The following is a 16255-nucleotide window of genomic DNA, read 5'->3' as shown; positions in this document are numbered from 1 at the left end:
CTTCTCAAGCAAAAACAGATTACTCGCGTGAAGCTTTCTTACGCTCATGCTCCTTGAGGTAGCGCTTACGAATACGAATACTCTTCGGCGTTACTTCAACTAACTCATCATCATCAATAAACTCTACCGCGTACTCTAGGTTCATTGCGATTGGAGTTACCAAGCGAACTGCTTCATCAGTACCGGATGCGCGCACGTTGGTTAATTGCTTACCTTTAATCGGATTAACAACCAAGTCGTTATCACGGCTATGAATACCGATCACCATACCTTCATACAAAGGATCTCCAGGGCTCACAAACATACGACCACGGTCTTGCAACTTCCAAAGGGCGTAAGCAACTGCTTCACCATCATCTTGGCTAATCAATACGCCGTTATGACGCTCACCCAAAATGCCATCTTTAGCTGGTGCATAGGAATCAAAAGTGTGACTCATCAAGCCATTGCCACGGGTCATAGTCATGAAATCGCCTTGGAAGCCGATCAAACCACGGGCAGGAATGCGGTACTCAAGACGCGTGCGACCTTTACCGTCACTAACCATGTCAAGCAATTCACCTTTACGCTTACCCAAGTCTTCCATGACGGCGCCTTGAGTCGTGTCTTCTAAGTCCACCGTTAAGTTTTCATATGGCTCCATCTTCACACCATCTACTTCGTGGAACACTACGCGCGGACGGGATACAGCTAATTCGTAACCTTCACGACGCATGGTTTCAACCAAGATGGTGAGATGCAATTCGCCACGACCAGACACCTCGAATACAGTATCGTCATCAGTCTCTTTAACGCGAAGTGCCATATTGGATTTCAATTCGCGGTCTAAGCGCTCACGAATTTGACGGCTCGTAACGAACTTACCTTCACGACCAGCCAATGGACTAGTGTTCACCATGAAGTTCATGGTCAGTGTTGGCTCATCAATCTTGAGCATTGGCAACGCTTCTGGTACGTCAGGCGCACAGATCGTAGTACCAATCGCCAAATCTTCAATACCGTTTACCAATACGATGTCGCCTGCTTGAGCTTCATCAACCAACTCACGCTCTAAACCACGGAATTTCAATACTTGGTTAATACGGCCTTTACGTTGCACTCCATCTGGACCATCCATGAACACCACATCCATCAACGGCTTAACAGTTCCACGATTTACACGGCCAACGCCGATCTTACCAACGTAGGTACTGTATTCAATAGAGGTAATTTGCAACTGCAATGGACCCTCTGGATTGTCATCACGTACAGGAACATGCTTTAGTACAGTATCAAACAGTGGACGCATGTCGCCTTCGCGAACATCATCAGTCAAGCCAGCGTAACCGTTCAAGCCTGATGCATACACTACCGGGAAGTCCAACTGCTCTTCAGTAGCGCCTAATTTGTCAAACAATTCAAAAGTTGCATTGATCACGTAATCAGTGCGAGCACCTGGGCGGTCAACTTTATTAATTACTACGATTGGCTTTAACCCTAGAGCCAAAGCCTTTTTAGTTACGAAACGGGTCTGTGGCATTGGGCCTTCAACCGCGTCCACCAATAGCAATACGCCATCAACCATGGAGAGCACACGCTCTACTTCGCCGCCGAAGTCAGCGTGTCCTGGGGTATCAACGATATTGATGTGTGTGCCGTCATATTCAACCGCACAGTTCTTGGACAAAATAGTAATACCACGCTCTTTTTCAAGATCGTTAGAGTCCATGACACGTTCGGTCATTTTTTCATTGGAGCGGAATGTGCCAGATTGACGCAAGAGTTGGTCAACCAAAGTAGTTTTACCGTGGTCAACGTGGGCGATGATGGCGATGTTACGAAGTGCGCGTTTAGTCATGTGAAGCTTCTAAAGTTAATGATAAGTAAAAGGGGTAATGAGTGTTTCGTATAAAAAATATTAATGGGCTGAAGAAATTAAGCGTTTAGGATGTAAAACTCCTGATCGCCAATCAGCAGTGCCAATAAAGTTATGGGGTGCAGCAGTAGCACGATAAATCCGTACCAAAGCCTCGATCGAAGGTAAGTTCAATGGAACGCGTTGCCCCATTTCCAAACGTTTAGCTTGTTGCTCATCAACCGTCAGATGCGGCAGAGTCTGCAATAAGGCATCAATTGGCAAAATGTAGCTAGAGCTATCAAGCAGTGCATTTTGAATGGATTCAATAGTGAAAGACTGCTCTAAATTTAAATGCCCAACTTCAGTTCTGCGCAACCCAACCAAATGGGCTCCACAACCTAAGGCCTTACCAAGATCTTCAGCCAGGACGCGAATATACGTTCCCTTACTACAAGATACTTCTAAAGTTGCCTCTGGCCACTGAATATTGGTCCAGCGAATTTTATGAATAGTGATATCACGTGCAGTGCGCTCTAACTCAACACCAGCACGGGCGTACTCATATAAAGGCTTGCCATCACGTTTGAGCGCCGAATACATTGGCGGCACTTGAGAAATGGGCCCTGTAAATGTTGGCAACAAAGCATCTAAGGCTATCCGCATAGCGGCTTCATTCTCAAAAGCAGGCAGAGGAAGCTCTTCGATTACAAGGCCTTCAGCATCACCTGTATCAGTCCGCGCACCAAACTTCACTTGAGCAACATAAGTCTTATCGGCCTCGAGTAAATCCTGTGAGTATTTAGTGGCTTCACCAAGGCAAATTGGCAATAAACCAGTAGCCATCGGATCTAAAGTACCAGTGTGCCCTGCTTTATCAGCCTTAAATGCGCGCTTGACGGCAGTAACCGCACCCTGGGAACTCATTCCCGCAGGTTTATCAAGCAAAACTACGCCGTCGATACGCGTGGACATATTTATTTATTCTCGTCTTCTTGATCGCCGCGATCACTATCTACCGCTTGATCGATCAATCGAGACATCTCTATGCCATGCTCTACTGAGCTGTCATAGTGAAAGTGCAAAGTTGGCACAGTGTGAATATGCAAACGTTTAAATAATAGAGAATGCAAGTAACCTGCTTTTTCCTGAAGCGCCTTCAAGGCATGCTCAGGCTCTGCACCCAATACGGTGAAGAACACTTTGGCATGCGCTAGGTCGGGAGAGAGTTCGATACTTTGTAAGGTAATCAAACCCAAACTAGGGCTGCGCAATTCACGCGGAATCAGCTCGGCCAGGTCTCGCTGAATTTGATCAGCAAGACGCTGGTTACGATGTGGGCTGGTCTTATGCATGAATTACCTATTAGAGTGAACGAGCGACTTCAGTCACTTCAAACACTTCTAATTGGTCACCTTCTTTAATGTCGTTGTAGCCTTTTAATGACAGGCCGCACTCAACACCGGCACGAACTTCTTTTGCGTCATCTTTGAAGCGCTTGAGAGAGTCGAGTTCACCAGTCCATACCACTACGTTGTCACGCAAGAGGCGAACACTAGAGGTGCGCTTAACGACACCATCAACTACTAAGCAACCCGCAATTGCGCCAACCTTAGACACTAGGAAGACTTGACGAATTTCAACCAAGCCGGTGATCTCTTCCTTCTTATCCGGAGTCAGCATACCGCTCAAGGCGAGCTTCACTTCATCAACTGCGTCATAAATAATGTTGTGATAACGAATATCAACACCGTTGTTCTCAGCTAACTTACGCGCTGCAGCATCTGCACGAGAGTTAAAACCAAAGATCACCGCTTTAGAAGCAACCGCTAAGTTCACGTCAGTCTCGGTAATACCACCCACAGCAGCGTGGACGATTTGCACCTTCACTTCTGGTGTAGATAGCTTCATTAAAGATTGTGCCAACGCTTCTTGAGAGCCTTGTACGTCAGCCTTAATAATCAATGGCAATAATTTAGCTTCAATCGCACCCTCTTCCATGTTTTCCATCATGGTTTCAAGTTTGAATGCCTGTTGCTTAGCCAACTTCACATCACGGAACTTACCTTGACGGAAAAGTGCAATCTCACGAGCCTTACGCTCATCAGGAACCACTTGCACTGACTCACCAGCCGCAGGAACTTCAGATAAACCTTGAATTTCAACAGGTATAGATGGGCCAGCTTCGTTACAGGGTTTACCGTTTTCATCCAACATAGCGCGTACGCGACCGAAGGTTGAACCGGCTAACAACATATCGCCACGCTTGAGCGTTCCAGATTGAACCAAGATGGTTGCAACAGGACCCTTACCTTTGTCCAAACGGGCTTCAATGACTAAGCCTTGTGCAGGAGCATCTTTAGGAGCTTTGAGTTCCAAGATTTCTGCTTGCAAGAGTACGTTCTCTAAAAGCGCATCAATGCCTTCACCTGTTTTTGCAGATACCGGAATAAATGGCACGTCGCCACCATATTCCTCTGGCACAACTTGCTCTGCAACCAATTCTGTTTTAACGCGATCTGCATTGGCTTCAGGTTTATCAATCTTATTGATTGCCACTACCAAAGGCACGCCACCAGCTACCGCATGGTGAATTGCTTCTTTAGTTTGCGGCATCACGCCGTCATCAGCCGCAACTACCAAGATCACAATATCAGTTGCCTTAGCACCGCGAGCACGCATTGCAGTAAATGCTTCGTGACCCGGAGTATCCAAGAAAGTAATCATGCCACGTGGAGTTTCAACGTGATAGGCACCAATATGCTGGGTAATACCGCCAGCTTCGCCAGTGGCTACTTTTGCTGCACGAATCTTATCGAGCAAAGAGGTTTTACCGTGGTCAACGTGACCCATCACTGTCACTACTGGAGGACGTGGCAACAACTCAGCATCATGGCCATCAGTACCCAAGTCTAAATCTGGATCATCCAATTTTGCTGCGTGTGCTTTATGACCCATTTCTTCGACAATGATCATGGCTGTATCTTGATCGAGCACTTGGTTAATGGTGACCATTTGACCCATGCCCATCAGGAGCTTAATCACTTCTGCACTCTTGACTGCCATTGCATGAGCAAGCTCAGCAACCGTAATCGTTTCTGGCACTTGTACGTCACGCACTACTGGCTCAGTTGGAACTTGGAAGTTAGTGTCAACGTTCGCTTCAGCGATTTGACGCTGTTTTTTACGACCACCACCAGAACGCCAACCACCAACACCACCAGAGCTATCGCCACGCGTCTTCAAACCACCCGGTTTCTTAGCGCCTTCTTCTTGCCAAGTAGAGGATGTCTCAGAGGACTTAATTGTTTTACCGCCAACCTTAGCAACGGCCTTCTTCTTGTCATCAGCACCTTCTGCTTTAGCAGGTTTGTGCAATGTACCTTTTTTCGCTTCTTCAGCAGCAATTTCGCTCGGCGCTTTAAGCACACGGGCTGGGGCACTCATCATGTCGCGAATTGCCAAAGCTTCAGCTTCAGCAGCAGCACGACGCACACGAATATCCGCCAACTCTTTTTCTTTACTTGCAGCCAATTCCTTGGAAGCTTTATCTGCCTGCGCCTTTTTCTCAGCAGCTTCAGCAGCAGCATCTGGTGCAGCGTCAACTGGCTTTACTTCCTTTTCAGGAGCAGGTGCAGCCGCTTCTTTTTGACGCGCCTCTTCAGCCGCCTTCATTTCTGCCTCTTGACGAGCCAATAACTCAGCTTGACGAGTAGCTTCCGCTGCGCGTTTCTCTAATTCTTCCTCAGAAAGAATTGGTTTAGCTGGTGGTGCAGGTGCAGTTTCTTTAGCTGGTGTTGGAGTTTCTTCAGGGGCTTTTTCGCCTGCCTTAACTAACACACGCTTTTTACGAACTTCTACTTGCACTGTGCGAGTACGTCCAGCTGAGTCAGCCTGACGAATCTCAGAGCTCTCACGCTTGATCAATGTGATCTTCTTGCGTACACCTGCATCAACATTACCGTGTGCTTTTTGCAAATGCTCAAGCAGGACAGTTTTGTCCTTTTCGGTAATGCTATCGTCCTCAGAACCTTTTTCGATACCAGCCGCCTTCAACTGCTCCAAGAGGTCTGGCGCGGTACGTTTTAATTCTTTAGCGAGTACTTTTACTGTTGTTGCCATGCACTACTTCCTCTCATGAAGTAAACCAATGTTCGCGCGCTTTCATGATGAGCGTTTTCGCAGTTTCTTCGTCAATTTGTGTCGCCTCAACTAGCTCATCAACAGCTAATTCAGCAAGGTCGTCACGGGTATGTACTTGATTGTCAGCAAGCTTGGCAATCAACTCTGTGGTCATTCCCTCGAGGGAACGTAAGTCTTGCGACACTTCGCCAATACGCTCTTCTTTTGCTAACTCCATCGTTAACAAAGAATCACGTGCGCGGGTACGCAACTCATTCACAGTATCTTCATCAAATGAATCAATCTCTAACATTTCAGACAATGGCACATAAGCCACTTCTTCTAATGTATTGAAACCTTCTTCAATCAAAATATCAGCAACTTCTTGGTCTACGTCCAATTTGTCCATAAACAATTGACGTACAGAAGAAGCTTCTTTTTCAGTTTTCTCAGCAGACTCTTCAGGAGTCATGATGTTGATTTGCCAACCAGTCAAATCGCTCGCCAAGCGAACGTTCTGTCCACTACGGCCAATCGCAATTGCCAAGTTCTCTTCATCAACCACCACATCCATCGCGTGACGCTCTTCGTCAACCACAATTGAAGATACTTGTGCTGGCGCTAAGGCACCAATGACAAACTGCGCTGGATCTTCGGACCACAACACAATATCTACTGCCTCGCCGGCTACTTCGTTACGAACAGCGGTAACGCGTGTGCCACGAACACCAACGCAAGTACCGATTGGATCGATACGCTTGTCATAGGTAACCACTGCAATCTTTGCACGGATACCAGGATCACGAGCAGCGCCCTTGATCTCTAATAATCCCTGCTCCATTTCTGGAACTTCGTTCTCAAACAACTTGATCAAGAAATCTGGGCAAGTACGAGAGAGTTCAATTTGTGGGCCACGGGCTTCACGATCCACTTTAAGGATGTAAGCACGGACGCGGTCACCGGAACGCAAGTTCTCTTTTGGAATCATTTGATCGCGACGCAGCAAAGCTTCAACGCGACCAGATTCAATAATTAAGCCATTCTTATCGGCACGCTTCACGGTACCGGTCATGACTTTTTCGCCACGCTCAAGGTAATCGTTCAAAATCTGCTCACGCTCAGCATCACGAATGCGTTGCAAGATCACTTGCTTAGCAGCTTGTGCGCCAATACGACCAAATGCCAATGATTCAATTTGCTCTTCGATGTAGTCGCCAACTTCCATATCTGGAATTTGCTCTTTAGCCTCAAATTGCAAAATTTCTTTATCTGGCTCTTGGAGACCGGCTTCATCAGGAACAACCAACCAACGACGGAAGGTCTCGTATTCACCAGACTCACGGTCGATAGATACGCGAATATCCACATCTTCAGTTGCGTAACGCTTTTTAGTGGCTGATGCCAACGCCATTTCAAGTGCCTCAAACACAATCGCTTGATCAACGTTCTTTTCACGCGCTAGGGCGTCTGCCAACATGAGAACTTCTCGACTCATGACTTTCTTCCTTTGAAATCAATAACAGGGACCAACCGGGTCTTATCGACCTCGGCTAAAGAAAACTCCAATTGAGAGGGCTGACCATCAGCACCCTCGAACACCAAACCAAATTTCGCATCAGGTGAATCCAACTCACCACTCAGCAAACCTTGCAACACACCACGAAAATTCTTACGGCTGCCAACAGCAACACGCAACTTCAAATCTACTTCCATTCCAGCAAAGCGCTCAAAATCAACCGCCGTCTTTACAGGGCGATCTAAGCCTGGAGAAGAAATCTCCAAACGTTCGTAAGGAATGTTTTCTACCGGTAAGGCGTAGCTCAATTGATGGCTCACCTTCTCGCAATCCAAAACATTAATCAAACGCTCGTAATCCGGGTTTTCAATTGTGACGCGCAGCAAACCCCCGGCTTCACGCTCAATATCTACTAGCGTGTAGCCTAAGTTTTCTAGCTCTGCAGCGATGATCTTTTGATCTTTCACAACACCCTTCAAACCAAAATGGCAAAAAAAAATGGGCTTCAAAGCCCATATTCTCGAAATTCAGAACAGGCCGACTTACGTTGATCGCAACATCAGTCGGTAACAACACTTGCAGCATGTTTGTGCTGCAAGACCAAAATTATAGCCGATTTTTAGAGAAAACCGATAGAAATCAGAAGCTTTCGCCAGGATTTCGGGGCTTTCTAGGGCCTTTATTGAAAGGTTTCCGCCCTTTTGGTGCACCCCGTTTAGGTCCATTTCCAGGACTTTGAGGGTTTGCAGTCACAAATGCAGACTGCCCATGGTGTACTTTTTTACCTTTATTGCGGTTTTGGCCTTGACCACCCTGACCGCCTTGTCCGCCCTGCCCGCCACCTTGACCTGGCCTGCCGCCTTGCGTACGGCCTCGGAAAGGTCCGCGCCCTTCGCCAGATCCACCGCCGCCAGGCTTGCCGCCCCTACCTTGGTGAGTAAGGCCATTATGGCCACTCGCCAGAGTTAAAGCGTCCCGTGAACCCCAATAAGAAACTGAGGTTTGCATTGGATCAGGCTGGAAATCGGCACCCTCTGGGTTGCGACCTTGTCTACCAGCGTTAGGATTGCGCCCTTTATCTTGCGGTTGCGGCATTTTTAAGCCTGCAGACTTCATCAAGTTATAAATACCGCCGGCTTCAATCTCCTCCCATTTACCCCGCCTTAAGCGTGGAGGCAACAGGAAAATGCCATAACGAGTTCGGATTAAGCGAGATACCGTATGACCAACTGCTTCAAACATACGACGTACTTCGCGGTTACGACCTTCCGTTAATGCAACGTGATACCAACGGTTGGCACCATCACCACCGCCCATCGCTAGGCGTAAGAATTTCGCTTGGCCATCATCGAGCGTGATACCGCTCTTTAATAGTGCTGTGTTGTCCTGACTCAGCTCACCCAAGATGCGTACTGCATATTCACGCTCGACACCATAACGTGGATGCATTAGGCGGTTAGCTAATTCACCTGAAGTAGTGAACAACAACAAACCTTCAGTATTAAAGTCTAGACGCCCGACTGCAATCCAGCGCCCTTGACGTGGCTTGGGCAAGCGATCAAAAACGGTTGGGCGGCCTTCTGGATCGGATTGACTCACGATCTCGCCAGCCGGCTTGTGATACATGATCACGCGTGGTGGCTTAGTTTGAATCTTGCGATGTACTGGCTTGCCATTAATGCGCACTTGATCTGTTGGCCCGATACGCTGACCGATATGTGCAGGCAAGCTGTTTACCGATACGCGACCTTGAATAATCAAATCTTCCATATCGCGACGGGACCCCATGCCAACGTCAGCCAATACCTTGTGCAACTTAACGGTATCTTCGTCATCAGCATCATCGTCTAGACCATCCAGGTCAGACCAAACCTCATCACGCAAACTGAGTGGCAAATCATCTACATTTGCAAACTGCAAACTGCTCATCTCTTCTTCGGTAGGCGCATCAGGATCTTCGTCCTCGCGCGAACGCTGTGCACGACGCTCAGCACCAGTCTGATGGGAGATGTCACTTTCATTTAAACCATCGGGGTTCTTTGTCTCCAATACCTCTGGAGCATCCAGTGCGGCATCAAACTCACCTGAAACCACAGAAGCAAACAATGCCTCAACGTCTGCAGGATTTGGAGCCAACTTTGCTGAGTGATTACCGCCGCCTTCGCGCGGGCCATTGCTTGAATCACCCTCACGACGTGGTTTGTCCTTGTTAAAGGGACGCTTCTTATTAAAAGGGTGTTTACCCGTTCCAGCACGGCGCGGATGACGGGGACCACGGTCCTCACGTGGAATACGCTCGCCACCTTCCCCCTGAGAGCCTTCTGTATGTGAAGAGCCTGTATCAGTTTGAGAAGGCGTTGCTGGTGCTGCTGGGGATGAATCGTTTTCGTTAGAGCTTGTCATTAATGATTATTTTGTTTCGTCTGATTGCTCATCAGACTCAGGGGTTGCTTCTTCGGTTTGCTCGATTTCTTCAGCTTGTTCAACTTCTTCGCCGAGCTCTTCTGTGATGACTTCAGTTGTCTCAATCACAAGTACTTCTTCAGTCTCTTCAATGACTACCGTTTCGACAGTAGCACTAGGATCAAATTCCATTACGGCTTGACCTAACTGTGCAGCTGCAGCCATTGGTGCAGCATCCTCTAAGATTGGCAGGCTTTGTAGATTGGTAAGACTTAAGTCATCTAAAAATTGTTTTGTAGTGGCGTATAGACCAGGTCGACCAACCGTCTCTTTGTGACCAATCACTTCTACCCAACCACGATCTTCTAATTGCTTCATGACATTGCTACTTACAGCAACTCCACGAATTTCCTCAATCTCACCACGAGTAACGGGTTGACGATAAGCAATGATCGCCAAGGTTTCCATCACAGCGCGTGAATACTTTGGCGGCTTTTCAGGTGTAAGGCGATCAAGATACTCGCGCATAGATAGGCGGCTCTGAAAACGCCAACCAGTAGCAATATGCACCAACTCCATGCCCTTCTCATCCCAAGCTCGCTGTAACTCAAGCAGTGCGTCATCAATATCAGCAGTGGTAACGTCTTCAACGAAGAGACGAGACAAGTCAGCAACGGTGAGTGGCTCCTGCGCACATAGGAGGGCTGTTTCAATAACGCGCTTGTTGTGATCGTCCATAAAAGTCGGGCTATCAGGAATACTCCTGATGAGGCTTTAAAAAATGTATTTCAATAATGGGTTTTGGTGTTTTCTAGCGACTACGGGCAATCCATCTCATTATTTCTAGTTGGGGGATATGCCCGCGCTGCAACGAAGTCCATTTCGTTCACCGTGCACCTATTATAAGGTAGGCTCAATACAATAGCCATATGCACAATAAATCCTCAAAACCCCCTGTTTCCATCGCACGACGCCAATTATTAGGGATTGGCATGGGCTTGGGTGCCATAGTGGGCGCAGGCAGCTTAAGCTCATGTGGCCTTATGGGACCCAAAAAGCCAGTGGTAGGCCTTGTCCTTGGTGCGGGAGCAGCGCGTGGATTTGCCCATATTGGAGTAATTAAAGCTTTAGAAGCTCAAGGCATTCGCCCAGATATTGTTGTTGGTAGCAGCGCTGGCAGTGTGATTGCAGCCCTACTTGCTTCTGGCGCTACAGGGAACGAACTTAATCGCCTTGCCCTGAATTTAGACGAGGCTACGATTGCAGACTGGGGTCTGCCATTTGCTGGACGCTTTGGTGGACTCATCAAAGGCGACGCCCTGCAAAATATGGTGAACCGTGAAGTTCAAAATAAATCGATTGAGCAGATGCGCATTCCCCTAGGTATTGTTGCTACTGAATTGCAATCTGGCAAAGGCGTCCTCTTTCGCAGTGGCAATACTGGCCAAGCTGTGCGTGCATCGTGTAGCGTACCTGGAATCTTCCAGCCGACCATGATTGGTGGCAAAGAATATGTTGATGGCGGCTTAGTCGCACCAGTACCGGTGAGCTATGCCAGACAAATGGGCGCAACCTTAGTCATAGCAGTCAATATTTCCTCAGAGCCCGTTCATCAAGATGCCAGCGGAACCTTTGGCGTGCTCCAGCAAACCATTTCGATCATGCAAAGAAGCATTAATCAATACGAACTCAAGAGTGCCGATATTGTGATTACTCCGCAACTCAAACAAATGAGTAGCGGCGAATTTAAATCCAGAAATGCAGCGATCTTGGCGGGCGAAGTCGCTGCCCAAGAACAAATGGGATTAATTAAGGAGAGGCTGAGAGGCTAAGCGCTTTGGTACTTAGCGAGGGATTAGAGGCTACGTGACTTACGCTTAATCTCTTTTACTTCGTCTAATAACTCTTGGCGTTCGGAATCATTCAAGTTGTCGCTGCCATCTAAACGACGAGCACCATCGAATCGTTTATCCCAATACAAACTACTGAGATCATCCACTCGAACGCTAGTACCTTTTGATGGTGAATGAATAAACTTGTTATCGCCCACATATATGCCTACATGTGAAAACGTTAATCGCATGGTGTTAAAGAACACGAGATCACCAGGTTGCAACTCATCGCGGTTAATCGGCTTGCCAACACGACTCATCTGAGTGGATTTACGTGGCAATAAGAAACCCAATTTATCTTTAAATACATAGCCAACAAAACTACTGCCATCCAAACCAGACTGCGGTAACTCTGCATCCCAGCGATAACGCACGCCAATGACTTGCATGGCGCGATTAATCAACTCTTCAGGCTTTCCAGAAACGGTATCTACCAAGCGGTCGGAAACACGAGAGATGTATGCCCTACCAGCTTGGAACATACTTTCTTTAGGAACCGCTACTTCAGCCGATGGGGCGATGGCATCAGACCCAGCAGCCGCATCTACAGCAAATGCGGATATTGAGACCGACAAACCCAAGCTTAGGCCCAGGATTTGAGAAAGTAGCGCTTTTTTCAATGACATTTCACCAGTTTAACAAAGAACCCCTTATTAACCAAGTCTTCACGATAGACTTAAGTCTTTGTTTATAAACATTTTTTTGCCTCAATGCGGGGCAAATGCACCAAATTAGCCCATAACACTAAGGCCAACCGCCCCTATTAAGTCAATTCAGCGGCTGCGAATAACTCTTTGGTATAGATCTGTTTGGGGTGCTTGATGAGGGTTTCGGTATCACCAAACTCAACCACCCTGCCTTCTTTCAGGACCATGACTTCGTGAGACATTGCCCGAATGACAGCCAAATCATGGCTAATCATGAGATAGGCCAGATTGTATTTCTTCTGCAATTCCGACAGCAAGGCAAGCACTTGTTTCTGAATAGACACGTCAAGGGCTGAGGTTGGTTCATCGAGCACCAAAATTTGCGGGCGCAAAATCAACGCGCGTGCGATGGCAATACGCTGCCGTTGCCCACCAGAAAATTCATGGGGATATCGAGTTAAGGCTGAACGATCTAAGCCAACTTCTTTAAGCATATCGATAACGCGTGACTCACGCTCTGCTTCTGAAAGTTTTGGATAGTGAACATCTAAACCCTCAGAAATAATCTGCATGACATTCATGCGTGGCGAGAGTGAGCCAAATGGATCCTGAAAAATCACTTGCAAACTTGAACGCATTGCGCGTCGCTCTACAGGCTTGAGTGTTTGCCAATCTTGACCGAGCACATCGACATCACCGGTCACTAGCGCTGCTGAGTCGCCCAACAGGCCTAGGACAGCCATGCCCAGCGTGGTCTTACCCGAACCAGACTCACCAATAACGCCAATGGTTTGACCTTGTTTTAAATGAAAACTGACCTTTCTTAGTACTTTATGTGGCGGCGCTTTTTTAAACCACGATACCGACTCTGAGCTTGGGTATGCAACTGAGAGTTCTTCTGTTTTTAATAACACCGGCGCCAATGGCATTACTGGCGCAAGATCTCGGACCGGCTCGCTATTGACAAGTGCACGAGTGTACGGATCAGATGGATGCTCAAAGACTTGTTTAGTTGTGCCTGCTTCGATTAAGTTACCTTGATTTAAAACGGCAACACGTTGAGCAAAATGCTTTACTAAATTGAGATCATGGGTGATTAACAAAATTCCCATACCACCATGCTCTTTCGATTCTTCCTGCAACTCTTTAAGCAGATCTAAGATTTGCAAACGCAAACTGACGTCCAAAGCCGTAGTCGGTTCATCCGCAATCAGCAGGCGGGGTTTGCAAGCCAAAGCCATTGCAATCATTGCACGTTGACGCTGACCACCTGAGAGCTGATGAGGGTATGAGTGAAAACGTCTCTCGGGCTCGGGAATCCCTGTCTTCTTGAGCAAATCTATCGCAGCATCAATGCAATCGGATTTAGAGATGAGCGGCTGGTAAATCTGTACTGCTTCAATAATTTGATTACCAATTGTGAATAAAGGATTCAGAGCCGTCATCGGCTCCTGAAACACCATGGCGATTTCACGACCGCGGATCTCACGAATATCCTCAATGGGCAAGGCAAGGAGATCAACCGATCCTTTGCCATCTTTTTTATTCCACAGAATTTTTCCTGAAACCTTAGCGCCCTCAGGCTCAAGCCTTAAAGGCGCGAGTGCAGTGAGTGTCTTACCTGAGCCCGACTCCCCTACCAAAGCTACCCGCTCACCAATACCTATCTCTAGATCCAAATGGTTAACAGCAAATTTCTCGCGACGTCCCGAGCCAAATGAAATACATAAGTTCTCATAGCGCAACAAACTCATGAGCGGCCCCCGCTCATGAATCCCGACTTCCGCGAATCAAATGCATCGCGTAGTGCCTCACCCATGAAGGTGAGCAAAAGTAAGGTTGCCACTAAGACCACAAAAGTGGAAAGCGAAATCCACCAAGCCTCTAAATTGCCTTTACCCTGAGAGAGGAGCTCACCCAAGCTTGGCGTGCCAGGAGGAACACCTAAGCCCAAGAAATCTAAGCTGGTGAGAGACAAAATCGCTGCGCTTATACGGAATGGCAAGAAGGTAATCACAGGAGTCAAACTATTTGGCAAGATATGGCGCCACATAATTTGTAGATTGGTCAGACCAAGTGCTCGGGCTGCACGCACATATTCCAAGGCGCGGTTGCGAAAGAACTCTGCCCGGACGTAGTCCGACAAACCCATCCAACCAAAAGCTGCCAGCAAGATGATCAGCAATGAAACGCTGGGATTAAAGATCGAAGCAAAGATGATGAGTAGATATAGCTCTGGCATTGCGGACCAAATTTCAATCAGGCGCTGAGAAATCAAATCAAACTTGCCACCAAAAAAATCCCATCAAGGAACCTGTGATGATTCCAACACTTACCCCCACAATCGTGAGTGCTAATCCAAATAGAATCGATAAGCGGAAACCATAAATGAGCCGAGAGAGCACATCGCGCCCTCGATCGTCAGTGCCCAACCAGTTCTGCCATGAAGGCGGCGCGGGATTGGGAACTTGGGAGAAATAATTCAGCGTCTCGTAGCTGTAGGTAATGGGTGGGTAGATTGCCCAGTTGCCATTGCTCGTAATATTGTGACGAATATCCGGATCCAAGAAATCTGTTGGCGTAGCAAAGTCTCCACCAAACACTGTCTCCGCCTGATTACTCACAATCGGGAAATAGAAATGTCCGTCATAACGCACTACCAATGGCTTGTCATTGGCAATCAATTCAGCACAGAGCGATAAGCCGAACAGAATCACGAATATCCACAGGCTTGCATACCCTCTGCGATTGCTTCTAAAGCGCTGCCAACGGCTCATGATCCGCCTCCTGCGCCAAACTGAATGCGAGGGTCAACATAGACATAACAAAGATCAGAGATGAGCTTAGTAAATAAGCCGATCAGAGTAAACAGATAGAGAGTGCCAAAGACCACTGGATAATCACGGCGCATGACTGATTCATAAGAAAGCAAACCTAGACCATCAAGTGAGAACAGTGTTTCGATCAAGAGTGAACCTGTAAAGAAGGCTCCAATAAAGGCGGCTGGAAAACCAGTTACAAGTGGCAGCATTGCATTGCGAAAGACATGTTTCCACAACACTTGCTTCTCGGTCAGGCCCTTAGCTCTGGCAGTTAATACATACTGCTTACGAATCTCTTCTAAGAAAGAATTTTTAGTGAGCATCGTTACTACGGCAAAACTTCCCAATACAGAGGCAGTGATTGGCAGCACTAAGTGCCACAAATAGTCCATGATCTTGCCGATCAAACTCAAATCACTCCAGTTATCGGAGGTGAGCCCTCGCAGGGGGAATATTTGCAGAAAACTACCACCCCCAAAAATAACCAGCAAGAGAACGCCCAGAACAAATCCCGGGATGGCATAGCCCACCAAGATCATGGTGCTGGTCACGGCATCAAAGCGGGAACCATCACGCACCGCTTTAGCAATACCAAGAGGAATCGATACTAAATAAGTAATGAAGAAAGTCCATAGACCAATACTGATCGATACAGGTAACTTGGAAACGACTAAGCGCCAAACGCTTTCGTGCTGGTAGTAGCTCTCGCCCAAATCAAATCGAGCAAAACGACCCAGCATCATGAAGTAACGCTCAAGCGGTGGCTTATCGAAACCGTATAAGGCCTTTACTTCCTCCAAGCGCTGCGCATCGACACCTTGTCGTCCGCGATAAGTTGAGCCTGACCCCGAAGACTCTGAACCCCCTACAGCAGCATTGCCCTTGCCCTTGAGCTCGAGCACCATTTGTTCAACAGGCCCGCCAGGCACAAACTGCACAACTGCAAAAGTCAAAGTCAGCACGCCCAAGAGCGTTGGGATCATCAGCAATAAACGCTTGAAGATGTAGGTGCGCATTTG

At 47.6% G+C, this 16255-nt stretch carries 12 protein-coding genes and 1 pseudogene; 1 reads left to right on the top strand and 12 read right to left on the bottom strand.

The window, feature by feature from the left end; translation table 11 throughout:
• Positions 1–19: 19 nt before the first annotated feature.
• The 8 genes from typA to scpB form a co-directional block, all read right to left on the bottom strand.
• Positions 20–1837, bottom strand: coding sequence for a translational GTPase TypA (typA, locus tag A9236_RS08910; protein WP_071465023.1), 1818 nt, complete (start codon positions 1835–1837; stop codon positions 20–22).
• Between the two features lie 60 nt (positions 1838–1897).
• Positions 1898–2809 (bottom strand): tRNA pseudouridine(55) synthase TruB, encoded by a 912-nt coding sequence (truB, locus tag A9236_RS08905; RefSeq protein ID WP_071465022.1) that lies wholly within the window; start codon positions 2807–2809, stop codon positions 1898–1900.
• A 2-nt stretch (positions 2810–2811) separates the two neighbouring features.
• Entirely contained in the window at positions 2812–3189 is a 378-nt protein-coding gene (gene rbfA / locus A9236_RS08900; RefSeq protein WP_071465021.1) for a 30S ribosome-binding factor RbfA, read from the bottom strand.
• Positions 3190–3199: 10 nt separating this feature from the next.
• On the bottom strand, positions 3200–5956 hold the full coding sequence (infB, locus tag A9236_RS08895; protein WP_071465020.1) for a translation initiation factor IF-2: 2757 nt from the start codon (positions 5954–5956) through the stop codon (positions 3200–3202).
• Between the two features lie 13 nt (positions 5957–5969).
• Entirely contained in the window at positions 5970–7451 is a 1482-nt protein-coding gene (gene nusA, locus A9236_RS08890) for a transcription termination factor NusA (RefSeq protein WP_071465019.1), read from the bottom strand.
• Entirely contained in the window at positions 7448–7939 is a 492-nt protein-coding gene (gene rimP / locus A9236_RS08885) for a ribosome maturation factor RimP (protein ID WP_071465144.1), read from the bottom strand. Before rimP ends, nusA begins: the two co-directional genes overlap by 4 nt.
• Positions 7940–8111: 172 nt before the next feature.
• Positions 8112–9875 (bottom strand): pseudouridine synthase, encoded by a 1764-nt coding sequence (locus A9236_RS08880; protein WP_071465018.1) that lies wholly within the window; start codon positions 9873–9875, stop codon positions 8112–8114.
• Positions 9876–9881: 6 nt separating this feature from the next.
• Positions 9882–10613 carry an SMC-Scp complex subunit ScpB gene (gene scpB / locus A9236_RS08875; protein WP_071465017.1) on the bottom strand — a complete coding sequence of 244 codons (732 nt, stop codon included), beginning with the start codon at positions 10611–10613 and terminating at the stop codon, positions 9882–9884.
• A 191-nt stretch (positions 10614–10804) separates the two neighbouring features.
• Between scpB and A9236_RS08870 the strand changes: the two genes are divergently transcribed.
• On the top strand, positions 10805–11707 hold the full coding sequence (locus A9236_RS08870) for a patatin-like phospholipase family protein (protein ID WP_071465016.1): 903 nt from the start codon (positions 10805–10807) through the stop codon (positions 11705–11707).
• Positions 11708–11730: 23 nt separating this feature from the next.
• Here A9236_RS08870 and A9236_RS08865 read toward each other — a convergent pair whose 3' ends face one another.
• The 4 genes and pseudogenes from A9236_RS08865 to A9236_RS08850 all read right to left on the bottom strand — a co-directional run bounded on the left by A9236_RS08865 (position 11731) and on the right by A9236_RS08850 (position 16252).
• Positions 11731–12393, bottom strand: coding sequence for a C40 family peptidase (locus tag A9236_RS08865; protein ID WP_071465015.1), 663 nt, complete (start codon positions 12391–12393; stop codon positions 11731–11733).
• A gap of 137 nt (positions 12394–12530) precedes the next feature.
• Positions 12531–14168, bottom strand: a complete 1638-nt coding sequence (locus A9236_RS08860) for an ABC transporter ATP-binding protein (RefSeq protein WP_071465014.1) — start codon at positions 14166–14168, stop codon at positions 12531–12533.
• Positions 14165–15191 (bottom strand): annotated as a pseudogene (locus A9236_RS08855) (ABC transporter permease). The gene A9236_RS08860 and the pseudogene A9236_RS08855 overlap by 4 nt, the downstream one beginning before the upstream one ends.
• The gene (locus tag A9236_RS08850; protein WP_201721753.1) at positions 15188–16252 is read right to left on the bottom strand and encodes a microcin C ABC transporter permease YejB; all 1065 of its coding nucleotides are present in this window, start codon (positions 16250–16252) and stop codon (positions 15188–15190) included. Before A9236_RS08850 ends, A9236_RS08855 begins: the two are co-directional and overlap by 4 nt.
• Between the last annotated feature and the right edge of the window lie 3 nt (positions 16253–16255).

This window comes from Polynucleobacter sp. QLW-P1DATA-2, from assembly GCF_001870365.1.
Classification (GTDB): domain Bacteria; phylum Pseudomonadota; class Gammaproteobacteria; order Burkholderiales; family Burkholderiaceae; genus Polynucleobacter.
This window is presented reverse-complemented; position numbering and strand designations above follow the sequence as displayed.